A 17,495-nucleotide genomic window follows, 5' to 3' on the forward strand; every position below is an offset into this window, starting at 1 on the left:
TCTAGGTCCAAAGTAAAAGGGCGTTTTCCGGCCTCTATTCGTTGACGATTGATCTCATCTTCTAATTCATCTTGATAGGCTTTCGCTTCATCATGGGTCATTTCCTTCGTGAACTTATGCTTATTGGCATTGGCTTTGATGTGGGTAGAATCCAGATACAAATTATCCTCTGTTACGAAACCGGCTTTGACAGCTTGTTCTAAAATATAAGAAAAAATATCCTCAAATAGTGTCGTTTCTCTAAATCGGCGGACATAATTCTTTCCAAAAGTTGAGAAATGGGGGATTTTCTCCTCGAAGGAATAGCCTAAAAACCAGCGGTAAGCGATATTGGTGTCGACTTCCTTAATGGTTTGTCGCATGGAACGGATGCCGAATAAATACTGGATAAACACCAATTTGATCAGAATCACTGGATCGATACTTGGGCGACCTAACTCTGAGTATGTAGCTTCCACGATTGGATAAATGAACTCAAAATCAAGTGCGTCATCAATCTTTCGAACGAGATGATCTTGAGGAACCAGATCATCAATCGTGAGCATCGCAAATTGATTTCTACCGTTCGTATTGTTTTTAGACATCATAACTATCACTCCCTGTATCCGATTTCATAAATCTATTATAAAAGAAAAGACTGTAGACAGCATCCATAAAATGGACTTTGTCTACAGTCTGAGGCGGCACTTGTTAGTGCCGCTTTTTCCTGTCCAATTTTTATCGAAAAATCTAACTATAGGTTATCAAACTCAATCTAGAAAGGAAGAAACCCGCGATAAATGCTATACTTGTCTGGTAAAGACATAACGTGAGATATAAAAAAAGTGAAGTTGAGTGAGGGAAAAACATGGCAAATTTTATTGCAAACAGTGCAGATGTTTACGGTGACGTAACACTAGGTGAGGGGTCAACAATCTGGTTCCAAAGTGTTTTGAGAGGTGATAGTAATACGATTTCTATTGGTAAAATGACGAATGTTCAAGATGGGACGGTCGTTCATGTGGATCATGATGCTCCAACGGTGATTGAAGATTATGTAACGATCGGACATGCCTGTATTATTCATGGCTGTACGATTCACTCAGGTGCGCTGATCGGCATGGGAGCAACCGTTTTGAATCACGCGGAAATCGGCGAAAATAGTTTAATCGGAGCAGGTTCCTTAGTAACAGAGGGAACCTTTATTCCAGCGAATTCGTTGGCCTTTGGCTCACCAGCTCGGGTAATACGTCAATTGACGCCGGAAGAAATTGAAAAAAATCGCAGAAATGCACAGCATTATTTTGAATTAGGGGAAGCCTATTTAAAAAATGAGTTCCCTAAAATCCAAACCAATGGAGTCACTCATGAGGGAAACTAGTTTCTTATTACTTCAAGCACAACTACGAACACTGTTTCCAGACGATGGTTTAAATCAATTGGCTATCTATGAAGATCAAGCGGAACATTTTTTGATTTTTTCCAGTCGAGGGCTACATGTTTTGGAAGAAGATCAATTAACAAAGGAGCCGCGCAACGTTTATTATCCGGTAGATAGTTTAAAGCCATTTTCAATTCGCCAACAGGCGGGAGTATTTGAACTGATTATAGAAACTGTCGGTGGTCGATTCTTTGTCTTGGCCTTTCCAGATCAAGCAGACGCTCATCAAGCGATGCAGACTCTCATTGAACTGTTAGCTTAAAGACGAGTTAGTGTAATTTTTTTCTGATTCCCAGTATAATCTTACTAAAAGGAAGTGATAAAATGGATGGAAGTAAATTCAATCATGAGCCAGTGAACGAAGAAGAATTATTGGCTCAAGGGTATCGCAAATACCATGGTGAAGGTATCGATATTTACTACAATAAAGATATTTGTGCACACATTGGCAATTGCGTACGAGGAAACCCGGAAATTTTTGAGGTGGGCCGCAGACCATGGATCATCCCTGACAATGGCAGCGTAGAAAATGCTAGCTATGTCGTGGACACTTGTCCTAGCGGGGCGCTGAAATACGTCATTAAAAATTAAGAACTGTTAAGCTGACAGTTTATGGATGAGTTTAGAGAAATGATTACATTACGAAAATCAGATTAATTTGAGTAAGGAGCGGTATTATGGAAATCAGAGAAGAAAAAGAACGTTTTGTTTTATTGAATGATGCACAAGAAGAAGCGGGGGAAATGACTTGGTCGAATGCGGGTCCAGAAATCATGATTATTGATCATACTTTCGTTGACCCAACCTATCGCGGTCAAGGCTTAGCAGAAAAACTCGTGGCAGCGGGTGTCGAAAAAGCGCGTAAGGAAGGCAAAAAAATTATTCCGCTTTGCCCATTTGCGAAAAAAGAATTTGAAGAAAAATCAGAATATGCAGATGTTTTAAGAAAATAAGTTTGGGACTTCTCTAGTCAAACGACGTCATTTGTGCTAAAGTAAAAAATGAGGTAGTTTGGAAATAAGGAGGGTCATCTTTTGTATAATTTTATTTTGGGTGTTATCTTAGTTTTGTCAGTGATCATCGTCATTACGATCATGATGCAACCTAGCAAACAAAATAGTGCTGCGAGTGCTTTTACTGGTGGCGCGGATCAATTATTCGGAAAGCAAAAAGCACGCGGCTTTGAGGCTGTGATGCAACGATCAACCGCTGTTTTAGGTGCGGTTTGGATGATTTTGCTCTTCGTATTAATGTTTTTATCAAGCAAATAAAACCGGCCTCTCACTTGAGAGGTCTTTTTTATTTTGTATTTACTCTAAATCAAGTACACTTGAAGATAAGCAAGAAAACAGTTGCTAATCAGTCCCTCTGCATTGTTTATTAATGTAGAGAGTGCTTTGTTAGAAAATATACAAATTGCAAATGAACGATTGTTTTCGTTTTTACAATTACCTAAGTATAAGATAGGAGTGATTACTCATGGCACAAGTCCCTGAATCGCTATTTTTGCCTCACGGAAAACGAGCGGTCCTATTATTACATGCCTATTCAGGTAGTCCCAATGATGTGCGGATGCTTGCCCGCTTTTTAGAAAAATTAGATTATACGATTTATGCGCCGCTCTTTACAGGACACGGCACGTCTGATCCGCTGGATATTTTACACGAGCATTCGGAACAGTGGTGGAAAGACAGTCAGAAAGCAGTAGAATTTCTACAAGCAAAAGGATTTCAAGAAATTGCGGTATTTGGTCTTTCAATGGGCGGTACTTTGGCCACTCGCTTATTAAGTGAGCTGCCTGATCGCTTTATCGGTGGTGGTTTTTTCTGTTCGCCGATCGCTCCAGTAAAAACCAATGTGACGAAAAACTTCCTATTATATGCGAAACAAGTGCTAGAACGAAATGGTAAAGAAACGACAGAAGAAAAAATCGAAAGTTATCGTCCGCTAGTCGAACAACAACTGGCGACGATTGAGAAACAAGCTCAGATTGCTTATGAAAATCTGGCACAAATCAAGTGCCCATTTTTTATGGCGCAGGCAGGAAAAGACGAAATGATTGAAGCTGAAGGTGTTTTTCGAACAGCCGAGCGCTTGCAGCAGACCGCCTTTTCCTTGAATTGGTACCCCAAAAGTGGTCACGTGATTACTGTGGGACCTGAAAGAAGACAATTAGAACAAGATGTGGCAGATTTTTTAGCCACTCTTGCTTGGAGAGAAAATAATGGAGAGAAAAACAATTAAAGCAGAAATATTGGCTGGATTGAAAGCAGCCAACAAAAAAAGTCTTTCAATGGAAGAATTAGCAGAAGTGTTAGACATGCGCAAGAGTGAAGACTATAAACTTTTAGTCCAAACGGTTGCCCAATTGGAACGAGAAAAAGCCCTAGAATTTAATAAAAAAGGCCGAATTAAGCTGCCATTTCAACCAATCGAAGTCGAAGGGATCTTCCGCCGCAATGAACGGGGCTTTGGTTTTGTGACGATTGATCCAGAAGAACCGGATATCTTTATTCCCAAGGAAGCGACGAATTTTGCGATGGATGGTGACATCGTCATGATCGATATCCAAAAAACGGCGGACCTTTTTTCTGATCGCGGCGCTGAAGGTCGAGTCGTGTCTATTAAGGAACGAAAAATCCAACAACTCGTTGGAGAATTTACCGCCTTTGATGTTGACGAGATCGCGGAATCGGATCTGTTTGGTTATGTGACGCCAAAGGATAAGAAGAGCGCTCAGTTTAAGGTCTTTATTGCTGCAGAAGGCATTCAACCGGTTGATGGCAGTATCGTTATCGTTGAGATCACCCATTTTCCAGAAAAAGGTTATGCTACTAGTTTGGAAGGTATCGTTACGAAAGTAGTTGGGCATAAAAATGATCCAGGAATGGATATTTTGTCAATTGTAATTGCGCAGGGGATTCCAACGCAATTTCCAGATGAAGTCCAGACAGCCTCAGAGCAGGTACCTGACACAATCGCGGAATCTGATTTGATTGGTCGTCGGGATTTACGCGATCAGCAGATTGTGACGATCGATGGAGCTGATGCAAAAGATTTAGATGATGCGGTAACCGTTCGAAAATTGGCTAATGGAAACTACTTTTTAGGCGTTCATATCGCTGATGTTTCTTATTATGTAACGGAAGAAAGCTTATTGGATAAAGAAGCCTTTGAACGTGGAACGAGTGTTTATTTAACCGATCGTGTGATTCCAATGATTCCGCAACGCTTATCCAATGGAATCTGTTCCTTAAATCCACAGGTGCCGCGTCTAACCATGAGTTGTGAGATGGAAATTGATCCAAGTGGAACGATTGTCCACCATGAGATTTTCCAAAGTGTCATTCAAACCAGCGAGCGTATGACTTACACAGCGGTAAATGATATTTTGGAAGATGAGAAGCCAGAAACGATTACACGTTATCAAGAGTTAGTTCCAATGTTCCGTTTAATGAAGGAACTCCATCAAATTCTTGAATCACTCAGGAATCGCCGTGGCGCCATCAACTTTGAGGATCGTGAAGCGAAAATACTTGTGGATGAAAAAGGGCGTCCGACAGATATTGAACTCCGTGAACGTGGTGTGGGGGAACGATTGATCGAGTCCTTTATGCTAGCAGCCAATGAAACGGTGGCTGAACACTTCAATCGTTTGAAGCTGCCCTTTATTTATCGGATTCACGAACAACCTAAAGAAGAAAAAATGCAGCGTTTCTTTGATTTCGCCGCGGCGTTAGGTATTTTAGTCAAAGGAACCAAGAATACGATCACTCCAAAAGATTTACAACAGGTGATTCACGAGGTGGAGGATAAACCAGAGGCGGCTGTGATCAACACCATGCTACTGCGTAGTATGCAGCAGGCGCGCTATTCAGAAGATAATTATGGTCATTATGGATTAGCCGCTGAATATTATACGCACTTTACCTCACCAATTCGTCGTTATCCTGACTTAATCGTTCACCGCTTGATTCGCTCTTATAGTAACGATCAAAGTGAAGCGACAAAAGAGAAATGGGCGGAAGCTTTACCTGAGATTGCGGACCATAGTTCGAAAATGGAGCGTCGTGCGGTAGAAGCCGAGCGTGAAGTTGACAGCATGAAGAAAGCTGAATACATGGCGGATAAAGTCGGTGAGGAGTTTGATGGGATCATCAGCTCGGTCACAAAATTTGGTATTTTCATTGAACTGCCGAATACGGTTGAAGGAATGATCCATTTAAATGAGCTAAAACAAGACTACTTCCACTTTATTGAAAACCAATTAGCATTAGTTGGCGAACGGACTCGCCAGACCTTTAAGATTGGTCAAAAGGTTCGAGTGAAAGTCACGAAATCCGATCCTCAGACTAGAGAGATTGATTTTGAATTGCTAGAAGCAGAAGAAATCCCCGCATTAGAGGTGCCGGGAAATAATCGTCGCAACCAGCGCCGTAAACCAACTGGCGGTCGCAAGAACAATCAGAAATCCGAAAAGAATTACGGCAAAGGCAAAAATCAAGACCGTCAAAAAACGGGAAAAGACAAGAAAAAGAAAAAAGGCAAGAAGCCTTTTTATAAATCAGTAGCCAAAAAGAAAAAACCAGGTAGGAAGAAGGGATAATATGCCAAAGGGTGAAGGCAAGTTAGTGGCACAAAATAAAAAAGCACGCCATGATTATACGATCATTGATACGATCGAAGCAGGGATTGTTTTACAAGGAACAGAAATCAAATCGATTCGCAATAGCCGAATCAACTTGAAGGATGGGTTTGCCCGCATTAGAAATGGCGAAGCTTTTTTATACAACGTTCATATCAGTCCGTACGAGCAGGGAAATATTTTTAATCATGATCCGGTGCGCACGCGAAAATTATTGATGCATAAAAAACAAATTGCCCGATTAGCTGGTGAAGTTAAAAATACGGGAATTACTTTAGTCCCATTGAAAGTTTATCTAAAAGACGGCTATGCGAAGGTCTTGATTGGTGTTGCGAAAGGGAAACATCAATATGATAAACGGGAAAGCTTGAAGCGCAAAGATGTCGATCGTCAGATCAGTCGAACGTTAAAAAACTATTCTCGCTAGCAAAATATTCTTTTTCGCATATTTGATGAGAATTTCTTTACTTCACAATAGATTTTGATAGGATTAGTTACAATCTATACTAGCCATTTTGTGGGCTAAATTAACGATTGGAGCCGTTTAACTCAAAATAAAATAACTATCGGAAAAAGAATGCGAGTTATTTGAAAAATATCAGGAAAATTCTTTGAAATTTTCTTACTCTGGTGGTAACATACGATAGTATTTTGAGGAGCAGCGCTAAGCAGCTACGAGCTGACGCGAGTCGCTGGGAAGAGAGGTGAACTGAATTGGATGAAAAATCTTGGGTTTTCCATATTGGTCCCGTATGGTTCGATGGTACGGTTACGACAATGATCATTTTGACATGTGTGATTGTCTTCTTACTGGTTTTTGCATTTACCCGCAACCTGTCATTGAAGCCCAAAGGAAAGCAAAACGCAATTGAGTGGGTCATTGATTTTACTACGAACATTGTTGGTGACAACATGCCTCGTAAAGAAGTCAGAAATTTTAGTTTGTTCTCATTTACGTTGTTCTTATTTATTTTTGTAGCAAACCAAATCGGGCTGGTCACAAAAATCGTCACAGGTGACGAAGTGACTTATTGGAAAAGCCCGACTGCTAACCCCTTTGTAACCATGGGATTGGCCTTACTCGTATTAGTATTAGCCAATTACCTAGGTACAGAAAAATTAGGTCTAAGCAGCTACATTAAAAATTCTTTTTTCACACCGGCAGGATTGTTTCCTATTAAGTTGATGGAAGAATTTACGAATGTTATTACGTTAGGCTTACGTCTATACGGTAACATTTTTGCTGGTGAAGTATTGCTTTCACTAATCGCAAGCATGGTGACAAGCACAGGATGGTGGACATTGCCATTCGCTATCCCGCTTGAAATGATTTGGATCGCATTCTCACTATTTATCGGTAGTATCCAAGCGTTTGTTTTCACTACTCTATCTATGGTTTATATCAGTCATAAAATCGAGGTAGAATAATTAAAAAAATTTAACACACTTTTAGGAGGAAAATTATTATGAACTTTATCGGTGCAGGAATCGCAATCATGGGAGCCGCAATTGGGGCTGGCTATGGTAACGGACAAGTAATCTCAAAAGCAATTGAATCAATGGCTCGCCAACCAGAAATGTCAGGTCAAATTCGTTCAACTATGTTTATCGGTGTTGGTTTGATCGAAGCTGTGCCAATTCTAGGTGTCGTATTAGGTATGTTGATGGTTTTCCAAGGTTAATAATCGACGCTTTTTTGTTGAGACTCATCCCAGTGATGAGCAGCAGAAGCGTATAATGCGGTTCTGAAATGAGAAAGAACAGAAAGGAAGACCGAGTATGCTGAATCTAGTTATTGCTGAGGCTGTCAATACAACACTCGGTAATTTAATCGTCGTTACGTTATCATTCGTGATTCTAATGGCGTTGTTAAAGCATTTCGCGTGGGGTGCCGTTCAAGACATCCTGAAAAAACGTGAAGATAAGATCGCCAATGATCTAGATTCTGCCGAACAATCTCGGATCAAGGCTGCTGAGTTAGAAAAAGAACGTGAAACTCAGTTAGCAAGTTCCCGTAGTGATGCGGCAGATATCATCAAAAATGCGAAAGAAAGTGGCGAACTAAGCCGTCAAAACATCATTAAAGATACTAAAGAAGAAGTGACTCGTCTGAAAGATCGCGCACAAGCGGAAATTAAGGATGAACGCGAAAACGCATTGACTTCTGTTAAAGATGATGTGGCAACACTTTCTCTACAAATCGCAGAAAAAATCTTGAGCAAAGAGCTCTCACAAGATGCTCATCAAGATTTGATCAACGACTATATGAACAAGTTAGGTAATACGAAACATGAAGCTTGATAAATACACTGTTGGTAAACGCTATGGAAAAGCTTTGTTTGAACTGGCGATCGAAAATGAAGCCGCCGACACCGTTTATCAAGAGTTGTTGACTGTTCGAGAAATTTGTAAAGAAATTCCCGATCTTGGAAATATTTTAACAGATGTTCGCTTGGAAGGCGCTGAGAAGAAAGCCATTATGAATGCTTTCACCGGCGGTTTTGACGGTATTGTTAAAAATTTTCTATTAGTAGTATTTGAGTACAATCGTAGTGACGATCTGCCGTTTATGATTGACGAGTTTGAACGTCGCTATGATGAACGCAATAAAATCGCACACGGGACAGTCACTACGGCTGTTCCACTCTCTGAAGAAAAGAAACATGAACTTGAAGCAAAAGTCGCTGATGTTTTTGGCTACCAGAAGGCCACGTTAACCCCGATCGTTGATAAATCAATTCTCGGCGGTGTCATTGTTGAAGCCGATCATCAAGTGATCGACGGCAGCCTCGCCAGCCAATTAAATGGTCTACGAGCAGCACTTAGTAAAAAGTAGAGAAGAAGAGGTGAAATGAATGGCCATCAAAGCAGAAGAAATCAGTGCTTTAATCAAAGAACAGATTCAAAATTATGACAATAAGTTGTCTGTGGAAGAAATCGGAACAGTCACTTACGTTGGGGATGGGATCGCCCGTGCCCACGGTTTAGAAAATGCAATGAGTGGAGAACTTTTAGAGTTTTCTAACGGCTCTTATGGAATGGCACAAAACTTAGAAAGCAATGATGTCGGTATCATCGTTCTAGGTGAATTTGAGTCCATTCGTGAAGGAGACAAAGTAAAACGTACCGGTAAGATCATGGAAGTGCCAGTTGGCGAAAACATGATCGGTCGTGTTGTGAACCCGCTTGGTCAACCAGTTGATGGAATGGGTCCAATTGAAACAACAAACACACGTCCAGTCGAAGCAATGGCTCCCGGCGTTATGCAACGTAAATCGGTATCAGAACCAATGCAAACAGGCTTAAAGGCCATTGATGCCCTAGTACCAATCGGACGTGGACAACGTGAATTAATCATTGGTGACCGTAAAACGGGTAAAACATCGATCGCGATTGATACGATCATCAACCAAAAAGGTCAAGATATGATCTGTATCTATGTTGCTATCGGACAAAAAGAATCAACGGTTCGTTCACAAGTAGAAACACTTCGTAAATTTGGCGCAATGGATTATACCATCGTCGTAACAGCGGGCGCTTCTCAACCTGCACCGCTATTATTTATCGCGCCTTACGCTGGAACAGCGATGGGTGAAGAATTCATGTACAACGGCAAACATGTGTTAGTTGTCTTTGATGATTTATCAAAACAAGCCGTTGCTTACCGTGAACTGTCATTACTATTACGTCGTCCGCCAGGTCGTGAAGCGTACCCAGGGGATGTCTTTTATTTGCACTCACGTCTATTAGAACGTGCGGCAAAACTTTCAGATGAATTAGGCGGCGGTTCATTGACTGCCTTGCCATTCGTAGAAACACAAGCTGGAGATATTTCAGCCTATATTCCTACTAATGTAATCTCAATCACCGATGGACAGATTTTCTTAGAAAATGATTTGTTTTATGCGGGTATTCGTCCAGCCGTTGATGCCGGTCTATCTGTATCACGTGTTGGGGGATCAGCACAAATTAAAGCAATGAAAAAGGTTGCCGGAACGCTTCGTTTAGACCTTGCCAGCTATCGTGAATTAGAAGCCTTCACCCAATTCGGTTCAGATTTGGATGCGGCGACACAAGCCAAATTGAATCGTGGACGTCGAACGGTTGAAGTATTAAAACAAAAATTACATGCGCCACTACCTGTTGAAAAACAAGTTGTGATTCTTTATGCCTTGACTCATGGCGTACTTGATAGTATCCCAGTTAATAGTATTTTAGATTTTGAAGCGCAATTATTCGAATATCTGGAAACGAATCACTCAGATTTATTTGCAACGATTCGTGATACGAAAGAATTACCAGATACAGATAAGCTAGATGGAGCAATCCAAGAATTCAAAGATATTTTTGACGCTTCTTCCGCTAACCAAGAAAAAGCATAATCGAGGTGAAAAAAGATCATGGCATCCTTAAATGAAATCAAAACACGGATTGCATCGACAAAGAAAACAAGTCAAATCACCAACGCTATGCAAATGGTATCAGCTTCTAAATTAACGAAGTCAGAAGCTTACTCAGCGAAATTCCAACTTTATGCTTCAAAAGTACGTGAGGTATTGACGCACTTAACAGCGAGCGAATTAACTGAGTTAGCCAATTCTGGTCGTGAATTAGGCGGCATCAATTATCACAGCATGTTATTGAATCGTCCAGTCAAAAAAACTGGTTATATTGTGATTACTTCTGATGGCGGTTTGGTGGGGGGCTATAATAGCTCGATCTTAAAACAAACCATGTCAATGCTTGAAGATGATCATGATTCTGCTGATGAATATGTTTTGTTAGCCATTGGTGGAACCGGAGCGGACTTTTTCAAAGCTCGCGGCGTTAAATTAGCTTATGAATTACGCAATTTATCGGATCAACCAAGCTTTGATGAAGTGCGAAAAATCGTTTCGATGACGACCAGTATGTATGAAAATCAGGTTTTTGATGAACTGTATGTTTGTTATAATCATCACGTTAATTCACTATCCAGTCAGTTCCGAGTAGAAAAAATGCTGCCGATCTCTGACTTGGACCCAAGTGAAGCACAAGAATATCGTGAAGAATATTTGTTTGAACCTTCAAAGGAAGCCATCCTTGATCAATTACTTCCGCAATATGCTGAAAGTTTGATCTACGGTGCGATCGTTGATGCTAAGACAGCAGAACATGCAGCCGGGATGACAGCGATGAAGACAGCGACTGATAATGCTGGTGCGATCATTGATGATCTAACCATTTCATACAACCGGGCACGTCAAGCGGCGATCACCCAAGAGATTACTGAAATTGTCGGCGGGGCTTCCGCATTAGAATAATTTCAAGATTGGAGGAAAAAACATGAGTTCAGGCAAGATTGTTCAAGTTATTGGTCCCGTTGTCGACGTGGAATTTTCTTTAGATCAATCCTTACCAGACATCAACAATGCGTTGATTGTTTACAAAAAAGATAAAACAAAAGTTGTTCTTGAAGTTGCTTTAGAACTTGGTGATGGTGTTATCCGCACAATCGCTATGGAGGCTACTGATGGATTGCAACGTGGAATGGAAGTTGTCGATACTGGCAAATCAATCTCCGTTCCTGTAGGTAAAGATACTCTAGGTCGTGTGTTTAACGTATTAGGTGAAACGATTGATAAAGAAGCACCTTTTCCAGAAGATGCAGAAAGAAGCGGCATTCATAAAAAGGCGCCTGCTTTTGAAGACCTTAGTACAAGTAATGAGATTTTGGAAACAGGGATCAAAGTTATCGACTTATTAGCCCCTTATTTAAAAGGTGGGAAAGTCGGACTATTTGGTGGTGCCGGTGTTGGTAAAACCGTATTGATCCAAGAATTAATTCATAATATCGCCCAAGAACACGGTGGTATTTCAGTGTTTACCGGTGTTGGGGAACGTACTCGTGAAGGGAACGACCTTTATTATGAAATGAAAGACTCTGGCGTTATTGAAAAAACTGCCATGGTGTTCGGACAAATGAATGAGCCGCCTGGTGCACGTATGCGTGTTGCCTTGACTGGTTTGACATTAGCTGAATATTTCCGTGATGAAGAAGGACAAGATGTGTTGCTGTTTATTGACAACATCTTCCGCTTTACTCAAGCCGGATCAGAAGTTTCTGCCTTGCTAGGTCGTATGCCCTCTGCCGTAGGTTATCAACCAACTTTGGCAACTGAAATGGGACAATTGCAAGAACGAATCACTTCAACCAAAAAAGGTTCGATCACTTCAATCCAAGCCATTTACGTACCAGCCGATGACTATTCTGACCCGGCACCAGCGACCGCTTTTGCCCATTTAGATGCAACGACAAACTTGGAACGTAAATTAACGGAACAAGGGATTTATCCAGCCGTTGATCCATTGGCTTCATCTTCAAGTGCCTTGGCACCAGAAATCGTCGGTGAAGAACATTATCGTGTGGCGACAGAAGTTCAACGAGTGTTACAACGTTATCGTGAATTACAAGATATTATCGCTATTTTAGGGATGGACGAATTGTCTGACCAAGAAAAAGTCATCGTATCTCGTGCTCGTCGAATTCAATTCTTCTTGTCACAAAACTTCAACGTAGCAGAACAATTTACTGGTCAACCTGGTTCATATGTACCGGTTGAGAAAACAGTCGAAGGCTTTAAAGAAATCCTTGAAGGAAAATATGATGATCTTCCAGAAGATGCCTTCCGTAGTGTCGGTACAATCGAAGACGTTATCGAAAAAGCGAAAACTTTAGGCTACTAGAAAGAGGTGCACGATGGAACAAGAAAAAAACAAAGTTCTGCAAGTGAACGTTGTTACTCCAGACGGCAACGTCTATGATCATAATGCCACCATCGTTGTTGCTAAAACAGTTGCTGGTGAAATTGGTATTCTACCGAACCATGCACCGATCATTGCACCTCTTGCGATTGATGAAGTTCGGGTTCGTCGAACAGATTCTGATACACACGTGGACTGGATTGCAGTCAACGGTGGGATCATGGAAGTTCGTGACAACGTGTTGACAATCATCGCTGATACAGCCGAACGTGAACGTGATATTGATGTGTCTCGTGCTGAACGAGCAAAACAACGTGCAGAAGCGAGAATTCAAGAAGCGCGTGAAAAGCAAGATACCGACCAATTAAGTCGTGCCGAGGTTGCTTTGCACCGTGCAATGAATCGAATCAAGGTTTCGAAACATCGTTAATTCTTTTACAGGTTGTGACAGAAATAATTTCTGGAACCTGTGAATACAAATTTTTAGTGCTGCAAAAGTTGATATGGCTTTTGCAGCATTTTTTTATTTTGTCAAAAGGCAGGCAAACAAGAGCTGTCATAGCGAGTATTTTCCTGATCGTCTTTTTATCGTTTTCTACGCAGTATTTGATTGTCAATGAACGGAATTTAATTGGGAAAAGAGTTATTCCCGCGGTGTCTCAGGCGGTCCTTCTTTGTTTTTCTTCCTGATTCTGTGAAGCCATTGAAGCAGTCTGTTTTGTTCTTTCGTGTCTTGGTTTGATAACTCGGTTTTCATTAAAGGCATAGCGTCTGATTTCTGATCGTTAAGCTGGTTATTGCTTGATTGTGGAAGCGACTCTTTTTCTACTTTGATCGCTACCTTTTCTGCGTCCTCAATGGTCGTTAATTGTTTAAAGTAGTGGCCATGTGGCGTTGCTGGTAGTACAGATGGTTTTGGAGCCGTCACTGTCACAGGATTCTCCGGTTTTTCCGCGACTTCAAAGCAACGTACTTCCTCACAGGTAGCTTCCTCAACGGGCTCTCCATCATAACGAACGCCTCTTGTTTCATGTTCTGGATCGAATATCAGGGTTTCTTTATAGTTCACGACCTTGGCAGTGACCACAGAATCAAATAGTTTTACGCCGTTTTGTGTACAAATGTCTAAGTTCGTCAATAATTCGCAAGCTTCTTTGATCTGCGGGGCCGATAAGTTGGGATCGAGGCCTTTGTATTTCCAATTGTGGGTTCCACCATCACTTTTTCCAAAGGTGGCAATTAAATCCTTGGTCATTGTTCTATTCCTTTCTTTTAATGTTTAATCTGCGTAGTTTTTTTATATTAGATCTTTTTTATCAAGGTTCGCCGGTTTCTTCTGGTCGGACAAATGACATAAGGGAGCGGGCGACAGAGACGACTTTCTCACCGAATTTCTTTACTGGAAAGACTCTTAATTTTAAGGTCTTCCATTCCGGTGCCATAAAGTAGTCCTCAAAATAGTAGAAGAGTCGTTTCATCGTGCGCGTCGCTTTGGTATGCATAAATACTTCGCGGACAAGATCCTTTAGAAAATGATCAAACTCCGCCGCTCCTAATTGGCAGCGAACTTTTAAGGCTAAAATGTATTTAATCGTGACACTGCTGTTCTGTGTTTCATGGTAGAAATTAGTGATTCGCTGTTCGAGTGTTTTTGCTTTTAAGTTGAATAACTGCCGGAAGGACAGTGTTTGTATGACATTCATTGATTCTCATCCTTTCATTCTCATTAGTAGGAGAGGAGAGCGGCAAGACCACCGCTGCTCCTCAGTGACTTAAAAAATAATCGTTTCAATTGTTTCGACATATTTGGCGGTTTCGATGGTGTGGAATAATTCCGCGCCATCTTTCTGACAAAGCTTTACGCCCGTCATGCGTTGTAACAATCCTTTGATCTCTGTGTCGGTCTTTTGAGTATCAGTATCATTGAAGCTCCAGGTATGATTTTTCCCTAAGCTGTTTTTAAAGGTTGCAACGATTTTTAACATCTTTCATGTTCCTTTCTATGATTTATTTGGTATAGCGCGATTGACTGGTCAGGATCACACCGTCTAGCTGACTGCCTTCAACTGATAAGGCTTTCATAATTTGTCCCAATTCCAATACTTTTTCTTCGCTGGGGTCATCCATCACATTCGTAAAAGTGATCTTCTTAGTTTTTTCTCCACCTGCATCGATTTCTACTTGTAGTTTATTGCCAATATTTTGAATCATGGTTATTTCCTCCTAATTTTTTTTGTTTCCGGCCGGTGACTAAAAGATAAACGATTTCAAAAAAAAGTGCGAATCGCAAATTGACTAAAAGAGGGTCAATTTAACCTGTTTTTGGGTAAAAAGTGCTGTTTTTGATGAAAAAGCGGTCAAATTGGGGGTGAAATGGTCAATTTGCGATTTTACAAACGGAATAGGAATGTAGTATAATTAATTTTTTTATAAAACGGTTACATTGGCTGTTTTAAGAGAAGTATCGTAATCAAAAGCTGGTGTCAGTAATATAGGAGAAAGAAAAATGCGTCCACATTTTACGACCCGACAAAATGGTGTATAGTTCCCAATTAGAAGTAAAAAGTCAAGAGTAAAATCAATAGACAGTAAAGAGCAAAAGACCTGTCCTTCATTTGATAGATTTTGCGACTGGATACTATGCGGGAAGAAGTTTCAAAATATGCTCTCCGAAACATTCATCGAAAAAATAGAGGAAAAGAGGTTCGCAAAAATAGATTGTTACGTTGATAATTGTTGGAAAATAAGTAAAGGATTTTTAAAAGGGCTTTCCAAGAAGAAACGGATTTATTTTTAGTAGACTTAAGAGAGAAAAATAAACATTAAGTTTTTTAAAAGTTTCTGTACAGTCCTTTGGGTATTCAAAGTATTCTTCTTTACCTGAATCTGTGATATAATCCAACTGTTGATTTTTTTGAAAGGAACGAAGTTATGCAAGTATATGGAATCGATGCAATCGTTAGAATCGTCTCGCATTTTTCCTTTATCTACTTAGCTTTTTGGGCTTTGAGATCATTACGAATAGAAAATCTTTTCAAAGCGTTTAAAGAAACGCAGGTTCGCCTAGTGATTATCCTGCTGGCGATCACGTTAGGTTTTACTTGTAGTACGTTTTTCTTAGAAATCATTCTTTTGTGCAAAAATATCTTTTTGACATTTAATTAAGTAAGGTACATATACGAAATAATCGACTAGCATTTTTTGGAGGGAATACAATGGAAGAGATCATCGTTCGTGGTGGTAAACAATTAGAAGGAACAGTACATATCGAAGGTGCAAAAAATGCTGTGCTACCAATTTTAGCTGCGACATTATTGGCTGAAGAAGGAACCTCAACTTTGAGCAATGTTCCAATCTTATCTGATGTCTTTACCATGAATCAAGTGATTCGTTATTTGAATACAGACGTTGAATTTAATGAAGAAACGAAAGAAATTACAGTGGATGCAACACGTCAATTAAACGTGGAAGCTCCTTATGAATATGTAAGCAAGATGCGTGCATCAATTGTTGTAATGGGTCCGTTACTGGCTCGCAATGGTCATGCTAAAGTGGCAATGCCCGGCGGCTGTGCAATTGGCAAGCGTCCGATTGATTTGCATTTAAAAGGATTCCAAGCATTAGGTGCGAAAATCATTCAAAAAAATGGCTATATTGAAGCTATTGCGGATGAATTAGTTGGGGATACTATCTATTTGGATTTCCCAAGTGTTGGCGCAACGCAAAATATCATGATGGCTGCCGTTAAAGCAAAAGGCACAACGGTGATTGAAAACGTTGCTCGTGAACCTGAAATTGTTGATTTAGCCAATTTCTTAAATAAAATGGGTGCTCATATCCATGGTGCTGGTACAGAAACAATGCGTATCGAAGGTGTGGATCATCTGCATGCAGTGTCTCATCCAATCGTTCAAGACCGTATCGAAGCTGGAACTTTCATGGTTGCCGCAGCGATGACTGAAGGAAATGTGTTGATTGATGGTGCAATTCCAGAACATAACCGTCCTTTGATCTCTAAATTAATCGAAATGGGCGTTAAGATTTCCGAAGAAAACGATGGTTTACGTGTAATCGGACCTAAATCATTAAAGGCAACGGACATTAAAACAATGCCTCACCCTGGTTTCCCAACAGATATGCAGGCGCAAATGACAGCCATTCAATTGGTTGCTGATGGTGTCAGCACAACGACAGAAACTGTTTTTGAAAATCGTTTCCAACATTTAGAAGAAATGCGCAGAATGAATGCACAAGTCAAAATCGATAACAATGTTGCTTTGATTAAAGGTGCTTCAGAGCTGCAAGGAGCAGAAGTGTACGCGACTGATTTACGCGCAGCTGCAGCATTAGTTTTAGCTGGATTGCGAGCAAATGGTATTACACGTGTACGTAACTTGAAGTATTTAGACCGTGGATACTATCAGTTCCATAAAAAACTGCAACAATTAGGTGCGGATGTGGAACGTGTGGATACTGAAAGCAAAAAAGCAACGGATGCCGCAACTGTCTTAGTTTAAGGATTCCGGTTACGTATGAATAAGGATTTCAGTTCCTCTTTTCGCAGTATTTTTGGCTGAGCCAGAAAAAACTAAGCACAAGCAGTCAAAAGTAAAAGAAGTATAGAGGAATGACATACGGCATGAAAATGGGACTAATTTTTCTGCGAGAAAAATTAATCCATACGTA

At 40.5% G+C, this 17,495-nt stretch carries 23 protein-coding genes; 18 read left to right on the plus strand and 5 right to left on the minus strand.

Features of this window, described 5'->3' with window-relative positions; all coding sequences use genetic code 11:
* Positions 1–587 (minus strand): transposase (locus KQI58_RS19490; protein ID WP_253296044.1); only part of this gene is annotated, 587 nt, incomplete at its 3' end.
* Between the two features lie 260 nt (positions 588–847).
* Here KQI58_RS19490 and KQI58_RS19495 point away from each other — a divergent pair.
* The 16 genes from KQI58_RS19495 (at position 848) to KQI58_RS19570 (ending at position 13,239) form a co-directional block, all read left to right on the plus strand.
* Complete coding sequence (locus tag KQI58_RS19495; protein WP_216410637.1) at positions 848–1,360, plus strand: gamma carbonic anhydrase family protein; 513 nt, start codon at positions 848–850, stop codon at positions 1,358–1,360.
* Positions 1,347–1,682 carry a hypothetical protein gene (locus KQI58_RS19500; protein WP_216410638.1) on the plus strand — a complete coding sequence of 112 codons (336 nt, stop codon included), beginning with the start codon at positions 1,347–1,349 and terminating at the stop codon, positions 1,680–1,682. Before KQI58_RS19495 ends, KQI58_RS19500 begins: the two co-directional genes overlap by 14 nt.
* Before the next feature lie 62 nt (positions 1,683–1,744).
* The gene (locus tag KQI58_RS19505) at positions 1,745–2,011 is read left to right on the plus strand and encodes a (4Fe-4S)-binding protein (protein WP_216410639.1); all 267 of its coding nucleotides are present in this window, start codon (positions 1,745–1,747) and stop codon (positions 2,009–2,011) included.
* A gap of 86 nt (positions 2,012–2,097) precedes the next feature.
* Entirely contained in the window at positions 2,098–2,373 is a 276-nt protein-coding gene (locus KQI58_RS19510; protein ID WP_216410640.1) for a GNAT family N-acetyltransferase, read from the plus strand.
* 81 nt (positions 2,374–2,454) lie between these two features.
* Entirely contained in the window at positions 2,455–2,691 is a 237-nt protein-coding gene (gene secG, locus KQI58_RS19515; protein ID WP_071857487.1) for a preprotein translocase subunit SecG, read from the plus strand.
* A 208-nt stretch (positions 2,692–2,899) separates the two neighbouring features.
* Entirely contained in the window at positions 2,900–3,664 is a 765-nt protein-coding gene (locus tag KQI58_RS19520) for an alpha/beta hydrolase (protein WP_216410641.1), read from the plus strand.
* Positions 3,645–6,026, plus strand: a complete 2,382-nt coding sequence (rnr, locus tag KQI58_RS19525; RefSeq protein WP_216410642.1) for a ribonuclease R — start codon at positions 3,645–3,647, stop codon at positions 6,024–6,026. The genes KQI58_RS19520 and rnr overlap by 20 nt, the downstream gene beginning before the upstream one ends.
* A gap of 1 nt (position 6,027) precedes the next feature.
* Positions 6,028–6,492: an SsrA-binding protein SmpB gene (gene smpB, locus KQI58_RS19530; RefSeq protein WP_010746755.1), complete on the plus strand. Its 465-nt coding sequence runs from the start codon at positions 6,028–6,030 to the stop codon at positions 6,490–6,492.
* A gap of 287 nt (positions 6,493–6,779) precedes the next feature.
* Positions 6,780–7,493, plus strand: coding sequence for a F0F1 ATP synthase subunit A (gene atpB / locus KQI58_RS19535; protein ID WP_216410643.1), 714 nt, complete (start codon positions 6,780–6,782; stop codon positions 7,491–7,493).
* Positions 7,494–7,531: 38 nt separating this feature from the next.
* Positions 7,532–7,747 (plus strand): ATP synthase F0 subunit C, encoded by a 216-nt coding sequence (atpE, locus tag KQI58_RS19540; protein ID WP_010746753.1) that lies wholly within the window; start codon positions 7,532–7,534, stop codon positions 7,745–7,747.
* A 97-nt stretch (positions 7,748–7,844) separates the two neighbouring features.
* Positions 7,845–8,366 carry a F0F1 ATP synthase subunit B gene (gene atpF, locus KQI58_RS19545; RefSeq protein ID WP_216410644.1) on the plus strand — a complete coding sequence of 174 codons (522 nt, stop codon included), beginning with the start codon at positions 7,845–7,847 and terminating at the stop codon, positions 8,364–8,366.
* Positions 8,356–8,901 (plus strand): ATP synthase F1 subunit delta, encoded by a 546-nt coding sequence (gene atpH / locus KQI58_RS19550; RefSeq protein WP_216410645.1) that lies wholly within the window; start codon positions 8,356–8,358, stop codon positions 8,899–8,901. The genes atpF and atpH overlap by 11 nt, the downstream gene beginning before the upstream one ends.
* A 19-nt stretch (positions 8,902–8,920) precedes the next feature.
* A complete protein-coding gene (gene atpA, locus KQI58_RS19555; protein ID WP_216410646.1) occupies positions 8,921–10,447 on the plus strand; it encodes a F0F1 ATP synthase subunit alpha in 1,527 nt (508 codons plus the stop codon).
* Positions 10,448–10,462: 15 nt separating this feature from the next.
* Positions 10,463–11,368: a F0F1 ATP synthase subunit gamma gene (locus tag KQI58_RS19560; protein ID WP_216410669.1), complete on the plus strand. Its 906-nt coding sequence runs from the start codon at positions 10,463–10,465 to the stop codon at positions 11,366–11,368.
* Positions 11,369–11,390: 22 nt separating this feature from the next.
* Positions 11,391–12,791, plus strand: a complete 1,401-nt coding sequence (gene atpD / locus KQI58_RS19565; RefSeq protein WP_016181237.1) for a F0F1 ATP synthase subunit beta — start codon at positions 11,391–11,393, stop codon at positions 12,789–12,791.
* 13 nt (positions 12,792–12,804) lie between these two features.
* The gene (locus tag KQI58_RS19570) at positions 12,805–13,239 is read left to right on the plus strand and encodes a F0F1 ATP synthase subunit epsilon (protein WP_010746747.1); all 435 of its coding nucleotides are present in this window, start codon (positions 12,805–12,807) and stop codon (positions 13,237–13,239) included.
* Between the two features lie 213 nt (positions 13,240–13,452).
* On the opposite strand, the gene KQI58_RS19575 is transcribed toward KQI58_RS19570, so the two are convergent.
* The 4 genes from KQI58_RS19575 to KQI58_RS19590 all read right to left on the minus strand — a co-directional run bounded on the left by KQI58_RS19575 (position 13,453) and on the right by KQI58_RS19590 (position 15,020).
* The gene (locus KQI58_RS19575; protein ID WP_216410647.1) at positions 13,453–14,064 is read right to left on the minus strand and encodes a hypothetical protein; all 612 of its coding nucleotides are present in this window, start codon (positions 14,062–14,064) and stop codon (positions 13,453–13,455) included.
* 61 nt (positions 14,065–14,125) lie between these two features.
* Positions 14,126–14,512: a hypothetical protein gene (locus KQI58_RS19580; protein ID WP_216410648.1), complete on the minus strand. Its 387-nt coding sequence runs from the start codon at positions 14,510–14,512 to the stop codon at positions 14,126–14,128.
* 69 nt (positions 14,513–14,581) lie between these two features.
* A complete protein-coding gene (locus KQI58_RS19585) occupies positions 14,582–14,794 on the minus strand; it encodes a DUF2922 domain-containing protein (protein WP_216410649.1) in 213 nt (70 codons plus the stop codon).
* A 22-nt stretch (positions 14,795–14,816) separates the two neighbouring features.
* On the minus strand, positions 14,817–15,020 hold the full coding sequence (locus KQI58_RS19590) for a hypothetical protein (RefSeq protein WP_216410650.1): 204 nt from the start codon (positions 15,018–15,020) through the stop codon (positions 14,817–14,819).
* Positions 15,021–15,740: 720 nt separating this feature from the next.
* Between KQI58_RS19590 and KQI58_RS19595 the strand changes: the two genes are divergently transcribed.
* Positions 15,741–15,974 carry a DUF1146 family protein gene (locus tag KQI58_RS19595; protein WP_216410651.1) on the plus strand — a complete coding sequence of 78 codons (234 nt, stop codon included), beginning with the start codon at positions 15,741–15,743 and terminating at the stop codon, positions 15,972–15,974.
* Positions 15,975–16,024: 50 nt separating this feature from the next.
* Positions 16,025–17,326, plus strand: a complete 1,302-nt coding sequence (murA, locus tag KQI58_RS19600) for a UDP-N-acetylglucosamine 1-carboxyvinyltransferase (RefSeq protein ID WP_216410652.1) — start codon at positions 16,025–16,027, stop codon at positions 17,324–17,326.
* The last annotated feature ends 169 nt before the right edge of the window (positions 17,327–17,495 follow it).

This window comes from Enterococcus raffinosus, assembly GCF_018917525.1.
GTDB lineage: Bacteria > Bacillota > Bacilli > Lactobacillales > Enterococcaceae > Enterococcus_A > Enterococcus_A raffinosus_A.